The sequence below is a fragment of the Actibacterium atlanticum genome, from assembly GCF_000671395.1.
In the GTDB taxonomy this organism is placed as follows: domain Bacteria; phylum Pseudomonadota; class Alphaproteobacteria; order Rhodobacterales; family Rhodobacteraceae; genus Actibacterium_D; species Actibacterium_D atlanticum.
This window is the reverse complement of the sequence record NZ_AQQY01000001.1, coordinates 30089-50940: the sequence shown is the minus strand read 5'-3', so window position 1 is coordinate 50940 and position 20852 is coordinate 30089. Positions and strand designations below refer to the sequence as shown.

The window sequence follows — 20852 nt, the reverse complement described above, 5'->3', positions numbered from 1 at the left end:
GAGTAGGCAGTAAACCCATGGCGACATACACCGTCGGCTTTTATGATCTTAACCCTTCGGGCGTCATTCCGACGACCACGAGTTCCACGTTTACGTGGACCGCGTCGGATGCGCAGGTGGGCTCTGCCACGATCACCGACAATGAATCCGGCATTCAGGAACTGACGCTGGATGATGACAGCCAGGGCGGCGAAACCGCAACTGCTGATGTCAGCATCAATGGCAATACCTCGACCGGATCGAATGTTGACGCTGAACTGGTCTGGACCGTGCGCGACACCGTCACCGGCGAAGAGTTTCAGATTATCCAGTTCGACGTAGAAGACGGCGCGGCCGCAGGTGATTACACCCTGTCCGAGCTGCCCTTGGTCACCGGGCGCGAATACGAGGTGTTGGATTACGATTCCAACCCAAATGCCGCCTCGGGCGACATTGCGTTCACCTATACCGATTACGTGGCGCCTGATCGTGTGGTCGAAGGCACCGATGGCGATGACGTTATCGACGCCAGTTACACGGATGACCCCCAAGGCGATGCACCCGATGATGGCGGCGGAGATGGCACCGGTGGCCTTGATGACCTGATTATCGGCGGCGCGGGCGAAGACACGATTTCCGGCGGCGCGGGCGACGATACAATCTATGGCGACAACGAAACCGCCGAAACTGGCAGCACCGAAACCCTGAACTGGACCAATCAGGGCGGTAACGGCAGCAATATCAGCGGCGGGTTCAGCCAAGACACCGGCGATGTCACCGTCGACGTCTCCTTCACCCCCGGCGCAATTTCGGACGCAATCCAGGTATCTACCTCAACCCAATACGTTGGCAGCGGCGAAGACTTTAACGATAATTCTGCCCTGTACCTGACATCTGACGGCACCGCATCGGGCACGACGGCCACCACCACACTGGATTTCTCGGCCAACGCGGACAGCGGCATGGCCGACACGGTCGAAAACGTTGAATTCCGTATCAACGATATCGACAGCGGCGGCTGGGAAGATATCGTCACGGTCAATGCCTATGACGCGGATGGCAACCCGGTGCCGGTAACGTTCACGGTTTCGGGCAACGAAACTACATCCGGCAACACCATCACAGCGGGCAGTGGCGGGAACGATCCCGACCAGGCCGCGGGATCGGTACTGGTCTCTATCCCCGGGCCTGTCGCACAGGTCGAAGTGATCTATGCCAATGGTGACACCGGAGGTCAGGCGCTTTGGGTGACGGATGTTCACTTCGACACCATCCCGCTGGACGACTATGCCGACACCATTGATGGCGGTGCGGGCGACGACACGATCTATGGCGGCGGTGGCGCCGATACGATCCAGTTCACCGACAACTTTGGCGATGACGTTGTCGATGGCGGCGATCTGGGCACCGACTATGACACGCTGGACTTCTCGCAAGTCAGCACCCCGATCACCGGCACCTATAGTGGCGATGAGGCGGGCACGATCAACGCGGGCACCGACTCGGTGACCTTCTCGGATATCGAACACCTGATCCTGACCGATGGCGCCGATCAGATCGACGCCAGCAGCGACAGCGCAGGCACTGACATTGATGCGGGCGATGGCGCTGATGTTGTGACCGGCGGGTCAGGCGACGACACGATCTATGGTCAGGGCGGCAACGATACCATCACCGGCGGCGCCGGGGATGACACGATTTACGGCGACGGCACCCCCCCCAGCGCCGGCGGCGACCCGGAAACCCTGAACTGGTCCGGCCAAGGCGGCGATGCAACCGACCTGTCGGGTGGGTTTACGCAATCGACCGGCGACATGGATGTTACCGTCTCGTTCAGCAGCGATGGCAACAACAACCCGCTGTTCGAGGTCGAAACCGGCGACGCGATCTATGCTGACACCGGCGAGGATTTTGACACCAACTCCAGCCTGTACCTGTACGGCGAAGGCGATGGCGATACATCGACCACCACCATTGATTTCGCGGCGGCCAACGGCTCTGTGACCGGCGAAGTGGAAAACGTCGAATTCCGCATTTCGGATATTGATGCCTTTGCCACGAACCACCTCGACGAGGTGACGATCACCGCCTATGACGCCGACGGCAACCCCGTGCCGGTGACCATCACCACCACAGGCAATGACACCATTTCAGGCGACACGGTCACCGCGGGGAACTCGCTGGACGATCCTGACAGCGCGCAAGGCTCGGTTCTGGTCTCGATACCCGGGCCTGTGGCCAGCATCGAAATCTCTTATGCCAACAATGAAACCCCATCAGGCGGATATACCGGCACGCAGGCGATCAACGTCTCGGACATTCATTTCCAGACCATCCCAAGCGAACCTTCGGGTGATGACATTCTGGCGGGTGGCCTGGGCGATGATACGATCATCGGCGGCGCGGGGGATGACCAAATCACCGTGGCCGAGGGCGACGTGGCCGAGGGCGGCGATGGCGACGACACATTCATTCTGACCGATCTGGGCGAAGCGGGCGGATCGGACACGATCACCATCACCGGCGGTGAAGGCGATGAAACGCTGGGCGATACGCTGAACCTTGGCGGCTTGGTGAACCCGGCCGACATTACCTATACCAACACGGATGATGCCTCGGGCGGGCTCAGCGGCAACTTCACCCTGACCGACGGCACGGTGGTGAACTTCTCGGAAATTGAGAATGTCGTGATCTGTTTTGCCGCCGGCACCCGCATCCTGACACCGCGCGGCGAACGCCCGATCGAGGATCTTGAGATCGGAGATATGGTCATCACCGCTGACAACGGCCTTCAGCCCATCCGCTGGATCGGCAAACGTACCGTGTCTGCAAGCGGTGATCTGGCGCCGGTGAAAATCCGCAAAGGCACGTTCAGCAACACCCGTGATCTTCTGGTTTCGCCCCAACACCGCATGCTGCTGTCGGGCTATCGCGCCGAGCTGCTGTTTGGCGAATCCGAGGTTCTGGCCCCGGCCATCCACCTGCTGGACGACCACGCCGTGACCCGCGAAGTCGCGGATGAGGTAACCTATATCCACCTGCTGTTTGATCAGCACGAACTGGTCTTTGCCGAAGGCACACCGTCAGAAAGCTTCCACCCCGGCCATGTCGGTATGAACGCCATTCTGGACCCAGCCCGCGAAGAGCTGTTCCGGATTTTCCCCGAGTTGCGCTGCAATGTGGGGGCCTATGGCCCGACCTCGCGCTTGTGCCTGAAAAAGCATGAAACCAAGGCGTTGATCAGCTATTGATCCGGCGCGGGCCGCGTCATTCAATGCCGTTGGCCCGCTGCACTTCCCGTATATAGGTGATGATCTGGCCGGCTTGTCGTGTGCTAACACCATCGACCGGTGCCATATCCCCAAAGGTCCAGTGATGCGCGCGCACCCCAAATTGCACCGCCCGCAAAAAAGAGATGTCGCCGTGGTGCGAAGGTTCATAGATTTTATGAATTAGCGGTGGGCCGCTCCCGTCCTGCCCGGCGCCGTTGCGACCATGGCACTGGCTGCAATTGGCCTCAAACAGCTGCGCGCCGCCCTGCGCCTCGGCGCTTAATGTGGGCACCATAACCTGAACCATGCCATCCGTTGCTTGCGGTCCAGAAGGCTGGGTCAACACCCAGACTCCCCCACCCAGCACGGCCATGGCCAGCACCGCTAAAATCGTATTTCGTTGCATCGCGCCTCTCCCGTTTCAGAAACAGGTTACAGGCTTCCCGCACTGGAAGGTCAAGCCGAACGTAGCCCTACGGGCCGCCGCCCCGCCGCCCAGTCGCGCAACGCTTCGCCAAACGCTTCGAACAAGGGGCGCGAAACCGGATCGCAGGCGGCGTTGTATTCAGGGTGCCATTGGACCGAAAGCGTAAAGCCCGGCGCATCCTGTACGTAAATCGCCTCGGGCGTGCCATCCTCGGCCTGCCCGTCCACCACAATCCGGGCCCCGGGGCGTTTGATCCCCTGCCCGTGCAAGGTGTTTGTCATCACCTCGGGGGCGCCAAACAGCCGGGCAAAAGGCCCGCCCTCGGCAAAGGTCACCTTGTGACGCAGGGCGAATTTTTCTTCCAGCGTCCCGTCAGGTGGCATGCGATGGTTCATCCGTCCGGGCAGATCACGAATTTCAGGGTACAGTGTCCCGCCCAGGGCCACGTTGACCTCCTGAAAACCGCGGCAAATCCCCAATAGCGGCTGACCACGCTCCACCAACGCCCGGATCAGCGGCAAAGTAATCGAATCGCGCGAGCGATCAAACGCACCATGCGCCTCGGTCGCGCTTTCACCATATTCTTCGGGATGAACATTGGGGCGCCCGCCGGTGAACAGAAACCCATCAAACGCCTCCAGCAGTTCGGGCACGGTCACATAGCGCGGATCGGCCGGGATCAGCAACGGCATGGCCCCGCTGACATTGGCCACCGCGTCCGAGTTCATCGTTCCCCCCGCATGGGTGGGATAATGGCCATCAATCAAATGCGGGTTACCAATAATACCGACCTTGGGGCGCACCTGCGAGTCCTTCTTTGCTGTGTTCGCCCCAATATATCCATTCAGGTCCCGGCGTGAAGAGTAGACCCCATGCACATCAACTGTGCATGGAATGTGTATGTGTTTTGTCAGGCCCTAAAGCAATGCGCCCCAAACTTAGGCACGCATCTGGTTAGGGGCGCGGTCCACCCGGCTGGCCTGTTGCAGTTCGCCCGGGATCAGGGTCTCTGCCATCATCCGGTCGACCCGGATCAGGCGGGCATGGATTGGCGGTTCCAGCAACCGGATCCGGGCAATCTTCGGGCGGTAAACACTGGTCTGGCGGCGCTGCGCCCGGAACATAGACGCCATTCTCGCATCCGACTTGTTCACCGTATTTATTGTAAATGGGTTCCCCCCGGATCACCAAACCGCCTTGATGTGAACAAGCCGCCAATGCGATCGGTCCAGCAAGCAGAACGGTTTGTAAAACATGTCTCATATGACTTCACCTCCTAATCCCTCAGTGCGCCGACCATATCACAATCGCGGGTAAATTGGGACTCAGCGGGTTGTGCGCCCCCCTAGCACGGTCAGTGGCGATATATCATCGGAGTCCCCGCCCTCATTGACGTTTGCACGCCCGCGCAGCGGCGGCTAAGTCTTAGGGCAACTGATACAGGAGCGCCCCATGTCCGACACGCCGCAACCGATCCTTCTGGCCGATTACACCGCCTTTGGCTGGCTGATTGATCAGGTCGAGCTGGAGTTCCATCTGGCCCCGCGTGCCACCCGTGTGCTGTCGAAGATCAGCTTGCGCCCCAACCCCGACGCCCCCGCGCAGGATTTCTTTTTGCACGGCGAGGAATTGCGCCTGATCTGGGCCAAGATCAACGGCGAACGGATCACCCCCGAGGTCTCCAAAACCGGCCTCACCTGTGCTGTGCCCGACGCGCCTTTCGTGTGGGAGGCCGAGGTTGAAATCGACCCGCAGGACAACACCGCGCTGGAAGGGCTTTACATGTCGCGCGGCATGTATTGCACCCAGTGCGAGGCCGAAGGCTTTCGCAAGATCACCTTCTACCCCGACCGCCCTGATGTGATGGCGCCTTTTAAAGTGCGTATCTTTGGTGAAGACCCGGTTTTGCTGTCCAACGGCAACCCGGTGGCGCAGGGCGAATGGCACGATCCCTGGCCCAAACCGGCCTATCTGTTTGCGCTGGTCGCAGGCGATCTTCGCGCGGTTTCATCAAGCTTTACAACGGCTTCGGGCAAGGATGTAGAACTGAACATCTGGGTGCGTCCGGGGGATGAGGACCGCTGCGACTATGGCCTTGATGCGCTGAAACGTTCGATGAAATGGGACGAAGATGTCTATGGCCGCGAATACGATCTGGACGTGTTCAACATTGTCGCTGTCGATGATTTCAACATGGGCGCGATGGAAAACAAGGGGCTGAATATCTTCAACTCCAAATGCGTTCTGGCCAGCCCCGAAACCGCCACTGACGCCGATTTCGCCCGCATTGAAGCGATCATCGCGCACGAGTATTTCCACAACTGGACGGGCAACCGGATCACCTGCCGCGACTGGTTCCAACTGTGCCTGAAGGAAGGTCTGACCGTGTTTCGCGATCAGCAGTTTTCCGGCGATATGCGCAGCCATGCGGTGCACCGCATTCAGGATGTGTTAATGCTGCGCGGGCGTCAGTTCCGCGAGGATAACGGCCCGCTGGCGCACCCGGTGCGCCCCGAAAGCTATGTCGAGATTAACAATTTCTACACCGCGACCGTGTACGAAAAAGGTGCCGAGCTGATCGGGATGCTCAAGCGGTTGGTTGGTGATGACGGATATTCACAGGCACTGGATCTGTATTTCGACCGCCATGACGGCGATGCGGCCACCATTGAAGACTGGTTGAAGGTGTTCGAGGACGCCACTGGCCGCGATCTGAGCCAGTTCAAACGCTGGTACAGCCAGCCCGGCACGCCGCGATTGCACATGTCTGAGGCCTTCGAGGATGGCACCTATACGCTGTCGTTTGCACAAGACACGCCCCCGACCCCGGGGCAGGACGTGAAAGACCCCCAAGTCATCCCCATCGCCGTGGGCCTTCTGGGCGCCAACGGGAATGAAGTCATGCCAACAACCGTTCTGGAAATGACCGAGGCGAAACAAAGCTTTAGCTTCCGAAACAGCGTCGAAGGCTGGGTGCTGGACGGGCCTGCCGCTGCCGAACGCATCTCGGGCGCGGCACCGGAAAAACCCACGCCCTCAGTCCTGCGCCATTTCTCGGCGCCGGTCATCCTAGAGCGCGATATCACCCCTGAAACACTGGGGTTTTTACTGTCCCATGACACCGACCCGTTCAACAAATGGGAAGCCGGGCGCGCGTTGGCCAAACATGTGCTGCTGACCATGATAACGCAGAGCACCCAGCCCGATGCGCTCTATCTAGATGCCATGGCGCAAGTCGCTGCTGACAGCGCGCTGGACCCGGCCTTCCGCGCTTTGGCGCTGGGCCTGCCATCGCAGGACGACATCGCGCAGGCGCTGTTTGACAGCGGTCAAACCCCGGACCCGCAAGTGATTTATGACGCAGGCCAATCCCTGCGCGACGCGCTGGCCGCACATCTGGAACCGGCACTGGCACCGATCTATGACGCGATGGCCTGCCCCGGCCCTTATAGCCCCGAAGCGGGCGATGCGGGAAAACGCGCCTTGCGCCACGGGGCGCTTGGGTTGCTCAGCCGCTGCGATGGCGGCGCACGCGCCGAGGCCCTGTACCAAGCTGCCGACAACATGACCGATCAAACCGGCGCGCTGACCAGCCTGTTGGCTATCGCGAAAGGCGGCGATCAGGTTCAGGCGTTCTATGATCAATGGCACGGTGACCGTCTGGTGCTGGACAAGTGGTTTGGCATGCAAGTGTCGCTCGCCAAGCCCGATCAGGCCGCACAGGTGGCACATTCTCTGGCCGAGCACCCAGACTTTGATTGGACCAATCCCAACCGCTTCCGGGCGTTGATCGGCGGGCTGGCGATGAACACGGCGGGCTTTCACCACGAAAGCGGAGCAGGCTATCAGTTTGTCGCAGATTGGCTGATACGTCTGGATTCAAAGAACCCGCAAACCGCCGCGCGCATGTCGACCGCCTTTGAAACTTGGCGCCGGTTTGATGCCGACCGTCAGGACATGATGCGCGAACAGATGCAAAAGATCGCCGCACATGATAAGCTGTCTCGCGATATGGGAGAGATGATCACCCGGATGTTGGACGCCAACTGACGCGCAAGAAACCGCGCAAAACCTCGGGGCATTCTTGACCCGAAGGTTGGCTTTGGCTCCAATGTCATATGGGTGTCATGGCATTGTGGTGACAAAGCGCATGCAGGAAAGAATCGACCCTTTGATCGAAGAACGCGCGCCTTGGTTATTCAAGGGCACGCCCGTCAGTGACGTCTCGCGCAAGGCATTGACCGCGCTGTTGGGCTATCCACGCACCATCGCAATTGGCGAGCGAATCCAACACCATACAGCGCCCGCAATCTTTGAGGAAATGTCCCGCATTCTGGCCCGCGATGTCGAGGCCGAGGGGCTGCGCAATATCCCGCGATCAGGCCCCGCGCTGATCGTCGCCAACCACCCCACAGGCATCGCCGACGGGATTATGCTGTGGAGCCAGCTGGGCGCGATCAGGCCCGATCTGTTCTTTTATGCCAACCGCGACATCAACCGCGTTTTGCCGCAAATGGATCAGATGATCGCCCCTGTGGAATGGCGCGAGGACAAGCGCAGCCACGGTAAAACCCGCGAGACCATGGCCTTTACCCGCTCCGCGATTGATCAGGGTCGGCTGGGCATCATCTTTCCGTCGGGCCGCTTGGCCAAACGGCGCGGTCTGAAACTGCATGAACGGCCGTGGATGGCCTCGGCGGCGATGATCGCGCGCAAGTTTGACCTTCCGGTGATCCCGATCAACATCCGCGCCCGCAACTCGGTTCTGTTTTACCTGTTTGACCTGATCCACCCAACCCTACGCGACATCACGCTGTTCCACGAAACGCTGAACAAAGGCAGTCAGCCCTATCGCATCACTGTGGGCACGCCGATTGATCCCAAGACTCTGCCGGTCAAATCGGATGAAAGCATCGAAGTACTGCGCAAAGAGACGCTGGCCTTAGGCGGCGAATACGCCCCCACCGTCAGCCTTGTCGCCAACACCCGCCGCCCCAAATGGGCGCGGTCTTTGGTAGATGGGATTTAGCCTAGCGCCTGACCTGCGTCATAGGCCTGCGCCAACAGCCCTTCACGCCGGGCAGGTGACCCTTCGGCGCCGCCCAGCACATGGATACGCTGATCCTTGAAGCCAAAGTAACGCATGGAGCCTTCGTCCCAGATGCGTTGGGCCACCGTGCCCAGACTGTCTTGGGTCCATTTGCCGGTGTTCGCTGCGGCAGGCACCAGCATCACCCCGATCCGGTCGCGCAGCAACGACACATCAGGATTTTCGACCTGATCATAGGCCCAGTTCCATGTGAACACCCGGTCAACCCAGCCTTTCAGCAAGGCGGGCATCCCGTACCAATACAGAGGGAACGCCAGACACAGCGCATCGCAGCGTTCAATGCGGGCCTGTTCGGCCAGCACGTCGTCGGGTGAGGGGCCATCCTCGAATTGCGGTTCATCCTCGGCCTGCCAGCGCGGATCAAAGCCTTCGGCGTGCAGATCAGCGAATTCAACCGTGTGGCCCGCGGCTTGCGCGCCCTCGGCAAAGCGTTGGGTCAAGGCGTGGGTAAAGGAGTTCGGGCGGGGGTGGGAAATAACGATTAAAACATGCATGCGCGCACCATTGCGGCGCGGCTCACGATTGGCAATAGGGCTGCGCGCGCATCCATTCCTGCATATCCGCACGCTTGCGGCTGGAATGGAACGGCCCCCAGTCGGCCGCGACCCCGCGCATGCCTTCAGACACGACGCCGTCGCGCGGCACCGTGTGGGCCAGAATGCGAATGGCGCAGCTGAGGTTGGCCTCGCCGTCTTTCAACGCCTCACCCGACTTGGCCTCGCAGCCATAGCCGCGTGCCGTGGCGGGGGCGATCTGGACCAAACCGAACCACTTGCCCCCACCGCCAACGGCAGAGGGATTCCAGGTGCTTTCGTGCTTGGCCAGCGCCGACAAAAGCCCGGCCCAAAACACCTGACGTTCCTTTGTCGATGCCGCTGGGTAGGCCGCGCAGTAGGTGTCGATGTCTTTGGGCACAACCTGCGGCAACACCTGCCCATGCGTGTCCAGTGCGGCCAATGCCGCGCGGGTCCAGTCATCAGCCTCGGGCCGATGATCCCACCGCAGCTCGGGCAATTGCGCCGGTGGGGGTGGCGCATCGCGACTGACATCGGCCTCCCCCCCGCAGGCAGCAAGCAAAACAAACGCTAAAACAGAAAGGGCAAAACGCGGCATGGGGTTCTCAATCAATCGTTAACCATCACACGAACCCTGCCAAATCGCCGCGATTCCGTCTAGCAGCCCGGCCCGTCGCGATGATTTCGGCAAAGCCTCGCCGCCTTGGCCTTGCCCCCGCCCGCGCCCTGCCCTAGAACGCAAAACGACCCGTTCACAGGATGCGACCATGCTTGATCACCTTAGCTTTGAAAGCCCCAAACCGAAAACCATCGCCGGTGCCAAATACGATTGGGAACTGGTGATCGGGATGGAGATCCACGCTCAGGTTGCCTCGAACGCGAAACTGTTCTCGGGCGCATCGACCCAGTTTGGCGCCGAGCCCAATTCAAACGTGGCCTTCGTGGACGCCGCCATGCCCGGCATGTTGCCCGTAATCAACGAGTACTGCGTGGAACAAGCCGTGCGCACCGGGCTGGGCCTCAAGGCCGAAATCAACCTGTTTTCGGCCTTTGACCGCAAGAACTATTTCTACCCCGACCTGCCGCAGGGCTATCAGATCTCGCAGCTTTATCACCCCATCGTGGGCGAAGGTGAAGTGATCGTCGACATGGAACCGGGCATTGCCCGCAAGGTCCGCATTGAACGCATCCACCTGGAACAAGACGCCGGTAAGTCGATCCACGACATGGACCCACATATGTCCTTTGTCGATCTGAACCGAACCGGTGTCGCGCTGATGGAAATCGTCAGCCGCCCCGATATCCGTGGCCCTGAAGAGGCCGCCGCCTATGTCGCCAAAATCCGCCAGCTGACCCGCTATCTGGGCACCTGTGACGGCAACATGCAAAACGGCAACCTGCGGGCCGACGTGAACGTGTCGGTCTGTCGTCCGGGCCAGTATGAGAAATACATGGAGACCCAGGATTTCGATCATCTGGGCACGCGTTGCGAGATCAAGAACATGAACTCTATGCGGTTCATCCAGCAGGCCATTGACTATGAAGCCCGCCGCCAGATTGCGCTTTTGGAAGACGGTGGCGAGGTCGTGCAGGAAACCCGCCTGTATGACCCCGATAAGGGCGAGACGCGTTCCATGCGCTCCAAGGAAGAAGCACATGATTACCGCTATTTCCCCTGCCCCGACCTGCTGCCGCTGGAAATCGAACAGGGTTGGGTCGATGACATTGCCAAAACCCTGCCCGAACTGCCCGACGAGAAAAAAGCGCGGTTCGTCAATGATTTCGGCCTGTCGGAATATGACGCCAGCGTGCTGACCGCCGAAGCCGAAAGCGCCGCCTATTTTGAGGCCGTGGCCGAGGGCCGTGACGGCAAGCTGGCCGCCAACTGGGTGATCAACGAACTGTTTGGCCGCTTGAAAAAAGAAGACCACGACATCACCGAAAGCCCCGTCAGCCCCGAGCAACTGGGTGGGATCATTGCGCTGATCACCAAAGGGGACATCAGCGGCAAGATCGCCAAAGACCTGTTTGAAATCGTCTATACCGAAGGCGGCGACCCGGCGCAGATCGTTGAAGCGCGCGGCATGAAACAGGTTACCGACACCGGCGCCATCGAGGCTGCGGTGGATAAGGTGATTGCAGAAAACCCCGCTCAGGTCGAAAAGGCCAAACAGAACCCCAAGCTTGCAGGCTGGTTCGTGGGTCAGGTGATGAAAGCCACCGGCGGCAAGGCAAACCCCAAAGCCGTGAACGAAATCGTCGCCAAGAAACTTGGTGACTGACCCAAGGTCAGTGCGGCTGCACGGGATTGGCAATCGCACGGTGCGGCGCTAGGCTGCGCTGTGGTTTTGAAATGGATTTGGTAAAACCGATGCCCAACTTTTACGAGTATAAAGTCATCCCGGCTCCGTCGCGCCCGGCCAAGGTCAAAGGCCTGCGCGGCACTCAAGATCGGTTTGCCCATGCGCTGGCAGATGTCATGAACGAGCTTGCAGCCGATGGCTGGGAGTATCAACGCGCCGAGACCCTGCCCTGCGATGAGCGTTCGGGTCTAACGGGGAAAACGACCAACTTTCAGAATGTTTTGGTTTTTCGCCGCGCCGTGACAGAAGAAAGTCTTGCCCCGCCAGTGGTACCCGACGCAGACGACACGCAAGAAGATACAGGCCCATCGCTGCGCGGTGGTTTCATGCGCAAAAAGTCCAAACCTGCCGACCCAGACCCTGAGCATACGGCGCCCGACTCGGTGGAAGATTTCAAATCTGCGGCCGAAGCCACGTTGACCGCGCCCGAAACAAATGCGGATGGCGAAGCAGCGCAGAATGCGAAACTGCCCTCCTGAGCACGGCATTCGCAGATTTTTGCCACGTAAGCGGTTTTTTTGAATACTGCCCCTTCATTCCGGCGACCAAAACGATAAACTCTGTGGTCCGAGTCGAAACGGTGTCTGATCATGTCGAAAAGCGATCCCTTTGGTTTCAATATGTCGGTGTCTGCCGACAAGAAAAAACGGTCTCGCGGCAAGCGCGGCATGTCGGGGGCGTTTGAAACATCAACCCGCGTTTGTGAACACCCGGGTTGCGAAGAGGCCGGCAAATATCGCGCCCCCAAATCACCCGATCACCTGGATGAGTTCCTGTGGTTCTGCAAAGAACACGTGCGCGAGTACAATCTGAAATGGAACTTCTTCAACGGCTCGACCGAAGACGAAGTGAACGACCAGATGGATAAGGACCGCGTCTGGGAACGCGAGACAAAACCCTTTGGCTCGTCAGAAGAAAAGCGCGCCTGGGCACGTCTGGGCGTCGATGACCCGCACCAGGTGCTGGGCGATAACGCCACACGTAATCCGGGCAGATCCGAAACCGGCGGCACGACCCGCCGCCTGCCGCCGACGGAACGCAAGGCGCTGGATATTCTGGAAGCCAAGGACCATTGGACCAAGGCTGAGATCCGCAAACAGTACAAATCACTGGTCAAAGATCTGCATCCGGACATGAACGGTGGCAACCGATCTGACGAAGACCGCCTGCAAGAGGTCGTCTGGGCTTGGGATCAGATCAAAGAAAGCCGCAGCTTTAGCTGATTAACGCCAAGTAAACTGCTTTATTTTCCAAAAGCTTGACGCAGATTCTGCGTTCAGGCACTCTGCAATCAATGTAAGAATGCAAAAAAGCATTCGAAACCTGAGGCAGAGCTATGGATACTTTCATTCCGCGCGCGGAGGAGGTCAATGTGGATATTCCCGAAATACCCACCGGCTCTTCGGCGCCCCAAGTAAAAACCGCCCAGAAAATTCTGGAAGATGACAACAAATCCAAGTCCAGCCATGTGAGTCCATGGTTTCGCGGCGATCATACCAATTATGTGCCCGACAAACTAAAGATGATGCCTGAAACTGCGGTACGCGATCAGGTATTGAAAGGCTGGCTTCCTGATGCCCCCGCGATCGGGCGCGACACGCAGGTAACCGCGTTTGGCAGTTGCTTTGCGGCGAATATCTCGAATTGGCTCAGCAAGCGCAATTACCGGGTGTTGACCAAGGACAACAGCGCCAAAGAGGCCTATGTGGTGTCTATGGGCGAAGGCATGGTGAACTCTTTTGTGATCCGCCAACAGTTCGAATGGGCCTGGGAAAACGCTGATTTCCAGCAGGATCTGTGGCACGGCTATGACGCGACAAGCTATGGCTATGATGAATCCATCCGGCTTCAAACCAAGAAAATCTTCGATGAAACCGACGTCTTCGTTCTGACCTTCGGCCTGTCCGAAGTTTGGTATGACGAAGTCACCGGCAGTGTTTTCTGGCGTACGATCCCCAAAGAGGTCTATGACCCGTCGCGCCATAAGTTCCGCGTGTCGACCACGGAAGAAAACCGCGACAATATCGAGGCGATCTATCAGCTGATCCGAAAGCATCGCCCCGACGCCAAGATCATCATGACCCTGTCGCCGATCCCGCTGATTGCCACCTTCCGCGACAATTCCTGCCTGACGTCCAACTCGGTGTCCAAGGCGGTGCTGCGCGTCGCCATTGACGAGGTTGTGCGCGCTCATAAAGACGAAGGCGCGCTGTTCTACTGGCCCAGCTATGAGATCGTGACAGATGTCTTCCACCTGCCCTACCGCGAGGACCGCCGGCACATAGAACCCCAGGTTCTGTCCTATATCATGACGGAGTTCGAACATCGTTGGTGCCGCAATGATGACGCCCCGGCGCCTTCGCTGATCACCGCTTGGGTATCGGCCAGTGCAGCCGCGGGTCGTCTGCCGCGTGCCCTGATCAAGGCCTGCAAACAGCGGGATGTGGCTCTGGTTGAAAAGATCATGCAGCGAAAGGCATTGGGCGGGTCAGAGGAGCTGAACTCTGAAGCGCGCATGTTGTTGCAACGCCTGTTGGACGAATGGGAAACCGAGGCGGCTCAGTAATCTGAGCCACCCCCATACTCGCTAAAAATCTGACTTAGGCGGGTTTGAACACCAGGCTGACGCCGTTGATACAATGGCGTTTGCCGGTTGGTTTGGGGCCATCATTGAACACATGCCCTAAATGGCTGCCGCAACGACGGCAGTGCAATTCGGTGCGCACAACCAAAAGCTTGCGATCTGGCTTGGTGTCGACATTGCCCTTGATCGCCTTCCAGAAACTGGGCCAACCGGTGCCGCTGTCATACTTGGTTTGCGATGAATAGAGCGGCAGGTCGCAGCCGCGACAGTGGTACACGCCTTCGGCATAGTTCTTGTCCAATGGGCTAGAACCTGCGCGTTCAGTGCCTTCTTTGCGCATAACCTTGTACTGCAACGGCGTCAGCATGGCCCGCCACTCGGCATCCGAATAGGTGATTTCAAACTCTTTGGCACCTGCGACTGCGGGGACAGTGGCCAGCAAAGACGCCACTGAAACCTGCGACATGAAAGCGCGACGGTTCATGATCTCCTCCTTCTGACAAATCAACTTGCTGTCAATCTAGTCGTTCAGCCACTGAAATACTCGTCACTTCGTGGTGAGGATTCTGTGATCTGTCTGAAACGAAAATCACAGCCTTGGGTCACCGCTTCCCCTTGCACCGCCGCGCGGAATGCTCCAAGACAATCCCGTTAAAGCGCGAAGGAATTAAGACGATGGCTGACGGATTCATGGACGTGAACACAAAACCCACCGAAGAAATCTCGGTTCGCGAGGTGTTCGGCATTGATTCCGATATGATTGTCAAAGGCTTCGCCGAGCGCACCGATCGCGTGCCTGAGATCGACCCGACCTATAAATTCGACCCGGACACGACTTTGGCGATTCTGGCTGGTTTTGGCTATAACCGCCGCGTTATGATCCAAGGCTATCACGGCACCGGGAAATCGACCCACATCGAACAGGTCGCCGCGCGTCTGAACTGGCCTGCCGTACGTGTGAACCTGGATAGCCACATCAGCCGGATCGACCTGATCGGTAAAGACGCAATCAAACTGCGTGATGGCAAACAGGTCACCGAGTTTCAGGAAGGCATCCTGCCTTGGGCTCTGCGCAACCCCTGCGCCATCGTGTTTGATGAATACGATGCTGGGCGCGCTGATGTGATGTTCGTGATCCAGCGCGTGCTGGAAAGCGACGGCAAACTGACGTTGCTGGACCAGAACGAAGTCATCACCCCGCACCCCTATTTCCGTCTGTTCGCCACGGCCAACACCGTGGGTTTGGGCGACACCACCGGTCTGTATCACGGTGTACAGCAGATCAACCAAGCCCAGATGGACCGCTGGTCTTTGGTGGCTACGCTGAACTATCTGAGCCATGACGCCGAAACCATGATCGTGCTGTCCAAAGCCCCGCATTACAACACCGCCGAAGGCCGCCAGACCGTCAGCCAGATGGTCACCGTGGCCGACCTGACCCGGACGGCGTTCATGAACGGTGATCTGTCGACGGTGATGAGCCCGCGTTCAGTGATCACCTGGGCACAAAACGCCGCGATCTTCCGCGATGTCGGCTATGCGTTTCGCCTGAGTTTCCTGAACAAATGCGACGAGCTGGAACGCCAGACCGTGGCCGAGTTCTATCAGCGCTGCTTTGACGAAGAACTGCCCGAAAGCGCTGCATCCATGAGCCTTGGCTAACATCAGTTTAAATCAAACTTTAACGGCCTGCGTTTCGCGCGGGCCGTTTTCTTTTGGGAAACTATCAACCGCACAGTCTAAACGCCTGAGCACCTTGTGTTTTTCACTGCCCTCACAAATGCACATCCTAAAGATATTACTTGTCTATTAATTGTATATACAGTCTTGACTGACGCAGAGCCTGTCGTAAACTTGTTACATGACGATTACAGCGTTCCTTACCCTTCGCGGCGTGGCGCTGTCGGTTCTGACCGCCTCGGCCGCGACTGCCTTGCCCAGCACTGCATTTGAACGGGCAGAGGTATTTGCAACATGTGAAGGGCGCTTGTCCGCCCTTGCCACAAACCAGCGCGCGCTTAAAAACCCTGATCAGCGGCAAACCGAACAGGTTCGGGCTGATTTCGACCTGATGCTGGATGCCACCCTGCCCGCCGCATGGGCCCAAGGCGTTCCGCCGACGCAACACGTTCAATGGCGTTCGTCCGGGTGGTCCGAGATCGCCGCGCTACTGGCCGACACCTATTACAGCGTCGATCCCGGTCGGGTGCGCCGGGCAGAGGATGCGATAACCCAACGCATCGACGCCTGCCAATCTCTGCTGCTAAGTGCCGCAAGGTAACTAAGTGCCGCAAGGTAACGAACCGTTAACAAACTGATTAATTGATATTCAATAAAATTGCCGTAAAGTTTACTTTATGAGCAGTTTAAGAACACTAATCGTGGGATTCATTGCTCTGGTCGGACTGACGGCTCCGGCAGTGTCTCTCCCACATTCCCCGTCCGCACGGGTGCAGCTTTTTGCCACCTGCGCCGGACGTCTCTCGGCGCTTGAAGAACACCAACGCATGTTTGACGGCCCCGCCTCGGAGCAGACAGCACAACACAAAGCGATGTTTGATGACATCATCTCGGCCCTGATGCCCGATGCCCGCGCTTATGGGCTGCCCGGCAGGCAGGCTCTGGTGTGGCAAATTGAGGCCAAGATGGCCCATGCGGTGCTGATGCAGCGTGCCACGTTTTCGACCGACCCCCGCGCCAAGGAACGGGCCCAGCAGGCCGCACAGATGCGGCTGTCCCAATGTCAGGGAATACTGCTGGGCGCATAGCGCGTTTCGCATGGCCATTTGCCGCCAAAGTCCCTAGATTAGCCGGGTAGAATTCAGTCACCCGCGGACTCAGCCATGTCGAAAACCGAAAACCCAGCCGATCCTTTCAAAAAGGCGCTGTCCGAGGCAACCCGCGTGCTTGCGGACGACCCCGAGCTGGGTGTCAGCTACTCGGTGGATCCGCCGGGGATGACCGGCGATTCCGTGCGTTTGCCGCAGGTCAGCCGCCGTATGACGCGCGAAGAAGTGTTGCTGGCACGCGGCACAGCCGATGCCTATGCCATGCGGCTGCGCTTTCACGATGAACCGACGCACCAGAAATACATGCCGCAGGGCCAGATGGCGCAGGACCTGTATTCCGCCATGGAAACCGCCCGCTGCGAGGCGATGGGCGCGCGCGTCATGCCGGGCACAGCAGGCAACATCGACGCGATGATCGGGGCCGAGGCCAACCGTAAAGGCTATTCGCAGATCACTTCCAGCGCGGACGCCCCCCTGTCAGTCGCCGCCGGGTATATGATCCGCCAGATGGCCACGGGGCGCGACCTGCCCGAAGGTGCCGACAACGTCATGGACCTGTGGCGCGGCTTTATTGAAGAGCAGGCCGGGGGCACGCTTGAGAATCTGGACAGCGTTCTTACCGATCAGGAGAGCTTCGCCAAATTTGCGCGTCAGATCATCACCGATCTGGGCTATGGCGACCAGTTGGGCGAAGACCCGGACACGCCTGACGAAGACATGGACGACGAGTCCGAACAGCAGGAAGAAGAGCAGGATCAGCCCGAAAGCACGGGCGATGACGATGACAGCTCTGAAGACAACGACGCCGCGCCTCAGCAAGAACAAGACCAGACGATGGACGCCGCCGAAGCGCAGGTTTCGATGGATGATCTGGCGGATATGGATATGTCGGACGAGGCAGAAATGCCCGACAGCGACGCCCCTCTGGAGCCGCCGCCTCCACCGCCGCATTCTGAAGCCGATCCCGATTACGAGGTCTTCAGCACCGAGTTCGACGAAGAAGTCTCTGCCGAAGATCTGGCTGAACCGGCCGAGCTGGAACGACTGCGCGCTTATCTGGACCAGCAGCTTGAACCGCTGAAAGGCGCTGTCAGCAGGCTGGCCAACAAACTGCAGCGCCGCCTGCAGGCCCAACAAAACCGGAGTTGGGAGTTCGACCTGGAGGAAGGCATTCTGGACGCCGGGCGTCTGGCCCGCGTGGTCGCCAACCCCACCACCCCCCTGTCTTTCAAGGTGGAAAAAGACACCGAGTTCCGCGACACGGTTGTGACGCTGCTGCTGGATAACTCGGGGTCGATGCGCGGGCGGCCGATTTCGATTGCCGCCATCTGCGCCGATGTTCTGGCCCGCACGCTGGAACGCTGCCAGGTGAAGGTCGAGGTTCTGGGCTTTACCACGCGCGCCTGGAAGGGCGGGCAGAACCGTGAGAAATGGCTGGCTGCAGGGCGCGCGCAACAGCCGGGCCGCCTGAACGATCTGCGCCACATCATCTATAAGCACGCTGACGCGCCGATGCGCCGTACCCGAGACAATCTGGGTCTGATGATGAAAGAGGGCCTGCTGAAGGAAAACATCGACGGCGAGGCGCTGGAATGGGCGCACCGTCGGGTGATTGCCCGCCCCGAGGCCCGCAAGATCTTGATGGTGATCTCGGATGGGGCGCCGGTGGATGACAGCACCCTTTCGGTGAATCCGGCCAATTACCTGGAAAAGCACCTGCGCGACGTGATCGCCATGGTCGAGAAACGCAAACAGGTGGAACTGTTGGCGATTGGGATCGGCCATGATGTGACCCGCTATTACGACCGGGCCGTGACGATCACCGATGTGGAACAGCTTGCCGGGGCGATGACGGAACAACTGGCCAGCCTGTTTGATTCCGATCCCCGCGCCCGCGCCCGCGTGATGGGCATCAAGAAGGCCGGTTGATGCTGCAAGGGTTCGACACCCCCACCCGCCCCGAAAACGGCCCCCCGCGTTTGGCGCAGTTGCGCGCAGCGATGGCGCAGGAAGGTTTGGCTGGGTTTCTGGTGCCGCGCGCCGATGCGCATCAGGGCGAATATGTTGCCGCACATGATGAACGTCTGTCGTGGCTGACCGGGTTCACCGGCTCGGCCGGGTTTGCGGCAATCACCCTGCAGGATGCGGGCGTGTTCATCGATGGGCGCTACCGCGTGCAGGTCAAAGATCAGGTCGATCTGGATCATTTCGCCCCCGTGCCGTGGCCCGAGACCAAGCTGGCCGATTGGCTGCGCGAGGTGTTGCCCGAAGGCGGCGCGGTGGGGTTTGACCCGATGCTGCACACGTTCGATCAGATTGATCAGTTGTTGAAAGGCCTTGAGGGTAGCGCCATTACCCTCTCGCAAACCGCCAACCTTGTTGACGCGATCTGGGCCGATCAACCTGCCCCACCAATGGGACCGATCACCCCCTACCCCGAAACACTGGCGGGCGAGGATCACGATGCCAAACGCGCCCGTATCGCGGCCGACCTGCGCGCGGCGGGGCACTCGGCGGCGGTGATCACCCTGCCCGATTCCATTGCTTGGCTGCTGAATGTGCGCGGCAGTGACATCACCCGCAACCCGGTGCCGCATTGTTTTTCTGTGCTGCATGACAATGGCCATCTGACCCTTTTCGCAGACCCTGACAAGATGGATGATGAGCTGCGTGCCCATCTGGGGCCAGACATCACCCTGCGCCCCCCGAACGCCTTTGGGCCGGGGCTGCGCAGCCTGACAGGCGTGGTCCGGGTTGATCGCACCAGTGCTCCGATCTGGGTGACCGGACAGCTGAACGAGGCCGGTGTCGAGATGGATTGGGGCCAAGATCCCTGCATTCTGCCCAAAGCCTGCAAGAGCAGTGCAGAAATCGCCGGCAGCATTGAGGCCCATCTGCGCGACGGCGCGGCGGTGGTTGAATTTCTGTGCTGGCTCGAGGCGACCCTGCCCCACACCCCGTTGACCGAAATCGACGTGGTCACCGAGCTGGAATCAGCCCGCGCCGCCACCAAACGTCTGCGCGATATCAGCTTTGAAACCATCGCGGGTACCGGCCCCAACGGCGCCATCGTCCATTACCGCGTGACCCGCGACACCAACCGTACCATCCAACCCGGTGATCTGTTGTTGATCGACAGCGGTGGCCAGTATCTGGACGGCACCACAGACATCACCCGCACCATCGCTGTCGGCGACGTTGGGGCTGAGGAAAAGGAATGTTTCACGCTGGTGTTGCGCGGCATGATTGCCATTTCACGGGCACAATGGCCGCGCGGCGCCGCAGGGCGTGACCTGGATGCGCTGGCCCGCGCGCCGCTTTGGGCCACTGGGCGCGACTATGACCATGGCACCGGCCATGGCGTGGGGGCCTATCTGAGCGTCCACGAAGGCCCCCAGCGCCTGTCGCGCATAAGCAACGTAGCGTTGCGCGAAGGGATGATCCTGTCAAACGAGCCCGGCTATTACCGCGAAGGTGCCTTTGGCATCCGCATTGAAAACCTGATCGTTGTGCAGCCCGCCGACGAGGGCATCGACAAGCGCGATATGCTGTCTTTCCGCACGCTCACCTTCGTGCCAATAGACCGGCGCTTGATTGATGTCGGGATGCTTAGCAATGACGAACGGGACTGGCTGAATGCTTATCACCAGAAGGTTCTGGAACACATCTCTCCGCGTGTATCCGAGGCCGCCCGTGCATGGCTTTTGGGCGCCTGCGCCCCGATCTAACTATGCGACCTTCTGAGCTCTGGATTTTCTGACACCAAGCTGTCATGAACCCTCTGCACAGTACACCGCGATGAATCAGGAGAGA

The 20852-nt window shown here is 59.4% G+C and carries 18 protein-coding genes; 12 read left to right on the top strand and 6 right to left on the bottom strand.

What is annotated here, in order from left to right; translation table 11 throughout:
• The first annotated feature begins 17 nt into the window (after window positions 1–17).
• A complete protein-coding gene (locus tag ATO10_RS15795; protein ID WP_051597857.1) occupies window positions 18–3230 on the top strand; it encodes a Hint domain-containing protein in 3213 nt (1070 codons plus the stop codon).
• Window positions 3231–3246: 16 nt separating this feature from the next.
• Here the strand turns inward: ATO10_RS15795 and ATO10_RS00210 are convergent, their stop codons facing one another.
• The 3 genes from ATO10_RS00210 to ATO10_RS00200 form a co-directional block, all read right to left on the bottom strand.
• Window positions 3247–3657, bottom strand: coding sequence for a c-type cytochrome (locus ATO10_RS00210; protein ID WP_035246597.1), 411 nt, complete (start codon window positions 3655–3657; stop codon window positions 3247–3249).
• 50 nt (window positions 3658–3707) lie between these two features.
• The gene (locus ATO10_RS00205; protein WP_035246596.1) at window positions 3708–4481 is read right to left on the bottom strand and encodes a gamma-glutamyl-gamma-aminobutyrate hydrolase family protein; all 774 of its coding nucleotides are present in this window, start codon (window positions 4479–4481) and stop codon (window positions 3708–3710) included.
• Window positions 4482–4616: 135 nt separating this feature from the next.
• Window positions 4617–4811, bottom strand: coding sequence for a hypothetical protein (locus ATO10_RS00200; RefSeq protein WP_035246593.1), 195 nt, complete (start codon window positions 4809–4811; stop codon window positions 4617–4619).
• A gap of 319 nt (window positions 4812–5130) precedes the next feature.
• Between ATO10_RS00200 and pepN the strand changes: the two genes are divergently transcribed.
• Window positions 5131–7728 (top strand): aminopeptidase N, encoded by a 2598-nt coding sequence (gene pepN / locus ATO10_RS00195; protein ID WP_035246591.1) that lies wholly within the window; start codon window positions 5131–5133, stop codon window positions 7726–7728.
• 100 nt (window positions 7729–7828) lie between these two features.
• Window positions 7829–8707 carry a 1-acyl-sn-glycerol-3-phosphate acyltransferase gene (locus tag ATO10_RS00190; RefSeq protein ID WP_155886662.1) on the top strand — a complete coding sequence of 293 codons (879 nt, stop codon included), beginning with the start codon at window positions 7829–7831 and terminating at the stop codon, window positions 8705–8707.
• On the opposite strand, the gene ATO10_RS00185 is transcribed toward ATO10_RS00190, so the two are convergent.
• Together ATO10_RS00185 and ATO10_RS00180 are read right to left on the bottom strand one after the other, a co-directional pair.
• The gene (locus ATO10_RS00185; RefSeq protein WP_035246585.1) at window positions 8704–9282 is read right to left on the bottom strand and encodes an NAD(P)H-dependent oxidoreductase; all 579 of its coding nucleotides are present in this window, start codon (window positions 9280–9282) and stop codon (window positions 8704–8706) included. The genes ATO10_RS00190 and ATO10_RS00185 overlap by 4 nt on opposite strands.
• A gap of 22 nt (window positions 9283–9304) precedes the next feature.
• Complete coding sequence (locus tag ATO10_RS00180; protein ID WP_035246583.1) at window positions 9305–9901, bottom strand: transglycosylase SLT domain-containing protein; 597 nt, start codon at window positions 9899–9901, stop codon at window positions 9305–9307.
• Window positions 9902–10070: 169 nt separating this feature from the next.
• Here ATO10_RS00180 and gatB point away from each other — a divergent pair, with 169 nt between their 5' ends.
• The 4 genes from gatB to ATO10_RS00160 all read left to right on the top strand — a co-directional run bounded on the left by gatB (window position 10071) and on the right by ATO10_RS00160 (window position 14232).
• On the top strand, window positions 10071–11585 hold the full coding sequence (gene gatB / locus ATO10_RS00175) for an Asp-tRNA(Asn)/Glu-tRNA(Gln) amidotransferase subunit GatB (RefSeq protein WP_035246581.1): 1515 nt from the start codon (window positions 10071–10073) through the stop codon (window positions 11583–11585).
• An 89-nt stretch (window positions 11586–11674) separates the two neighbouring features.
• Complete coding sequence (locus ATO10_RS15790; RefSeq protein WP_081806407.1) at window positions 11675–12145, top strand: DUF4177 domain-containing protein; 471 nt, start codon at window positions 11675–11677, stop codon at window positions 12143–12145.
• Between the two features lie 111 nt (window positions 12146–12256).
• Window positions 12257–12889, top strand: coding sequence for a DnaJ domain-containing protein (locus tag ATO10_RS00165; protein WP_035246578.1), 633 nt, complete (start codon window positions 12257–12259; stop codon window positions 12887–12889).
• Window positions 12890–13002: 113 nt separating this feature from the next.
• Window positions 13003–14232: a GSCFA domain-containing protein gene (locus tag ATO10_RS00160; RefSeq protein WP_051597855.1), complete on the top strand. Its 1230-nt coding sequence runs from the start codon at window positions 13003–13005 to the stop codon at window positions 14230–14232.
• Between the two features lie 34 nt (window positions 14233–14266).
• On the opposite strand, the gene msrB is transcribed toward ATO10_RS00160, so the two are convergent.
• Window positions 14267–14734 (bottom strand): peptide-methionine (R)-S-oxide reductase MsrB, encoded by a 468-nt coding sequence (gene msrB / locus ATO10_RS00155; RefSeq protein ID WP_035246575.1) that lies wholly within the window; start codon window positions 14732–14734, stop codon window positions 14267–14269.
• A 191-nt stretch (window positions 14735–14925) separates the two neighbouring features.
• Here msrB and cobS point away from each other — a divergent pair, with 191 nt between their 5' ends.
• The 5 genes from cobS to ATO10_RS00130 all read left to right on the top strand — a co-directional run bounded on the left by cobS (window position 14926) and on the right by ATO10_RS00130 (window position 20767).
• Window positions 14926–15912 carry a cobaltochelatase subunit CobS gene (cobS, locus tag ATO10_RS00150; protein ID WP_035246573.1) on the top strand — a complete coding sequence of 329 codons (987 nt, stop codon included), beginning with the start codon at window positions 14926–14928 and terminating at the stop codon, window positions 15910–15912.
• A 199-nt stretch (window positions 15913–16111) separates the two neighbouring features.
• Window positions 16112–16531 carry a hypothetical protein gene (locus ATO10_RS00145; protein ID WP_035246570.1) on the top strand — a complete coding sequence of 140 codons (420 nt, stop codon included), beginning with the start codon at window positions 16112–16114 and terminating at the stop codon, window positions 16529–16531.
• A gap of 76 nt (window positions 16532–16607) precedes the next feature.
• Window positions 16608–17018, top strand: coding sequence for a hypothetical protein (locus ATO10_RS16320; protein ID WP_155886661.1), 411 nt, complete (start codon window positions 16608–16610; stop codon window positions 17016–17018).
• 75 nt (window positions 17019–17093) lie between these two features.
• Window positions 17094–18968, top strand: coding sequence for a cobaltochelatase subunit CobT (cobT, locus tag ATO10_RS00135; RefSeq protein WP_035246565.1), 1875 nt, complete (start codon window positions 17094–17096; stop codon window positions 18966–18968).
• Window positions 18968–20767 (top strand): aminopeptidase P family protein, encoded by a 1800-nt coding sequence (locus ATO10_RS00130; RefSeq protein ID WP_035246562.1) that lies wholly within the window; start codon window positions 18968–18970, stop codon window positions 20765–20767. The genes cobT and ATO10_RS00130 overlap by 1 nt, the downstream gene beginning before the upstream one ends.
• Window positions 20768–20852 lie beyond the last annotated feature (85 nt).

Bases quoted from the DNA above. Each gene is read 5' to 3' on its own strand.
- ATO10_RS15795 (WP_051597857.1), top strand. From the start codon at position 18: ATGGCGACATACACCGTCGGCTTTTATGATCTTAACCCTTCGGGCGTC.
- ATO10_RS00210 (WP_035246597.1), bottom strand. From the start codon at position 3,657: ATGCAACGAAATACGATTTTAGCGGTGCTGGCCATGGCCGTGCTGGGT.
- ATO10_RS00200 (WP_035246593.1), bottom strand. From the start codon at position 4,811: ATGGCGTCTATGTTCCGGGCGCAGCGCCGCCAGACCAGTGTTTACCGC.
- pepN (WP_035246591.1), top strand. From the start codon at position 5,131: ATGTCCGACACGCCGCAACCGATCCTTCTGGCCGATTACACCGCCTTT.
- ATO10_RS00190 (WP_155886662.1), top strand. From the start codon at position 7,829: ATGCAGGAAAGAATCGACCCTTTGATCGAAGAACGCGCGCCTTGGTTA.
- ATO10_RS00185 (WP_035246585.1), bottom strand. From the start codon at position 9,282: ATGCATGTTTTAATCGTTATTTCCCACCCCCGCCCGAACTCCTTTACC.
- ATO10_RS00180 (WP_035246583.1), bottom strand. From the start codon at position 9,901: ATGCCGCGTTTTGCCCTTTCTGTTTTAGCGTTTGTTTTGCTTGCTGCC.
- gatB (WP_035246581.1), top strand. From the start codon at position 10,071: ATGCTTGATCACCTTAGCTTTGAAAGCCCCAAACCGAAAACCATCGCC.
- ATO10_RS15790 (WP_081806407.1), top strand. From the start codon at position 11,675: ATGCCCAACTTTTACGAGTATAAAGTCATCCCGGCTCCGTCGCGCCCG.
- ATO10_RS00165 (WP_035246578.1), top strand. From the start codon at position 12,257: ATGTCGAAAAGCGATCCCTTTGGTTTCAATATGTCGGTGTCTGCCGAC.
- ATO10_RS00160 (WP_051597855.1), top strand. From the start codon at position 13,003: ATGGATACTTTCATTCCGCGCGCGGAGGAGGTCAATGTGGATATTCCC.
- msrB (WP_035246575.1), bottom strand. From the start codon at position 14,734: ATGAACCGTCGCGCTTTCATGTCGCAGGTTTCAGTGGCGTCTTTGCTG.
- cobS (WP_035246573.1), top strand. From the start codon at position 14,926: ATGGCTGACGGATTCATGGACGTGAACACAAAACCCACCGAAGAAATC.
- ATO10_RS00145 (WP_035246570.1), top strand. From the start codon at position 16,112: ATGACGATTACAGCGTTCCTTACCCTTCGCGGCGTGGCGCTGTCGGTT.
- ATO10_RS16320 (WP_155886661.1), top strand. From the start codon at position 16,608: ATGAGCAGTTTAAGAACACTAATCGTGGGATTCATTGCTCTGGTCGGA.
- cobT (WP_035246565.1), top strand. From the start codon at position 17,094: ATGTCGAAAACCGAAAACCCAGCCGATCCTTTCAAAAAGGCGCTGTCC.
- ATO10_RS00130 (WP_035246562.1), top strand. From the start codon at position 18,968: ATGCTGCAAGGGTTCGACACCCCCACCCGCCCCGAAAACGGCCCCCCG.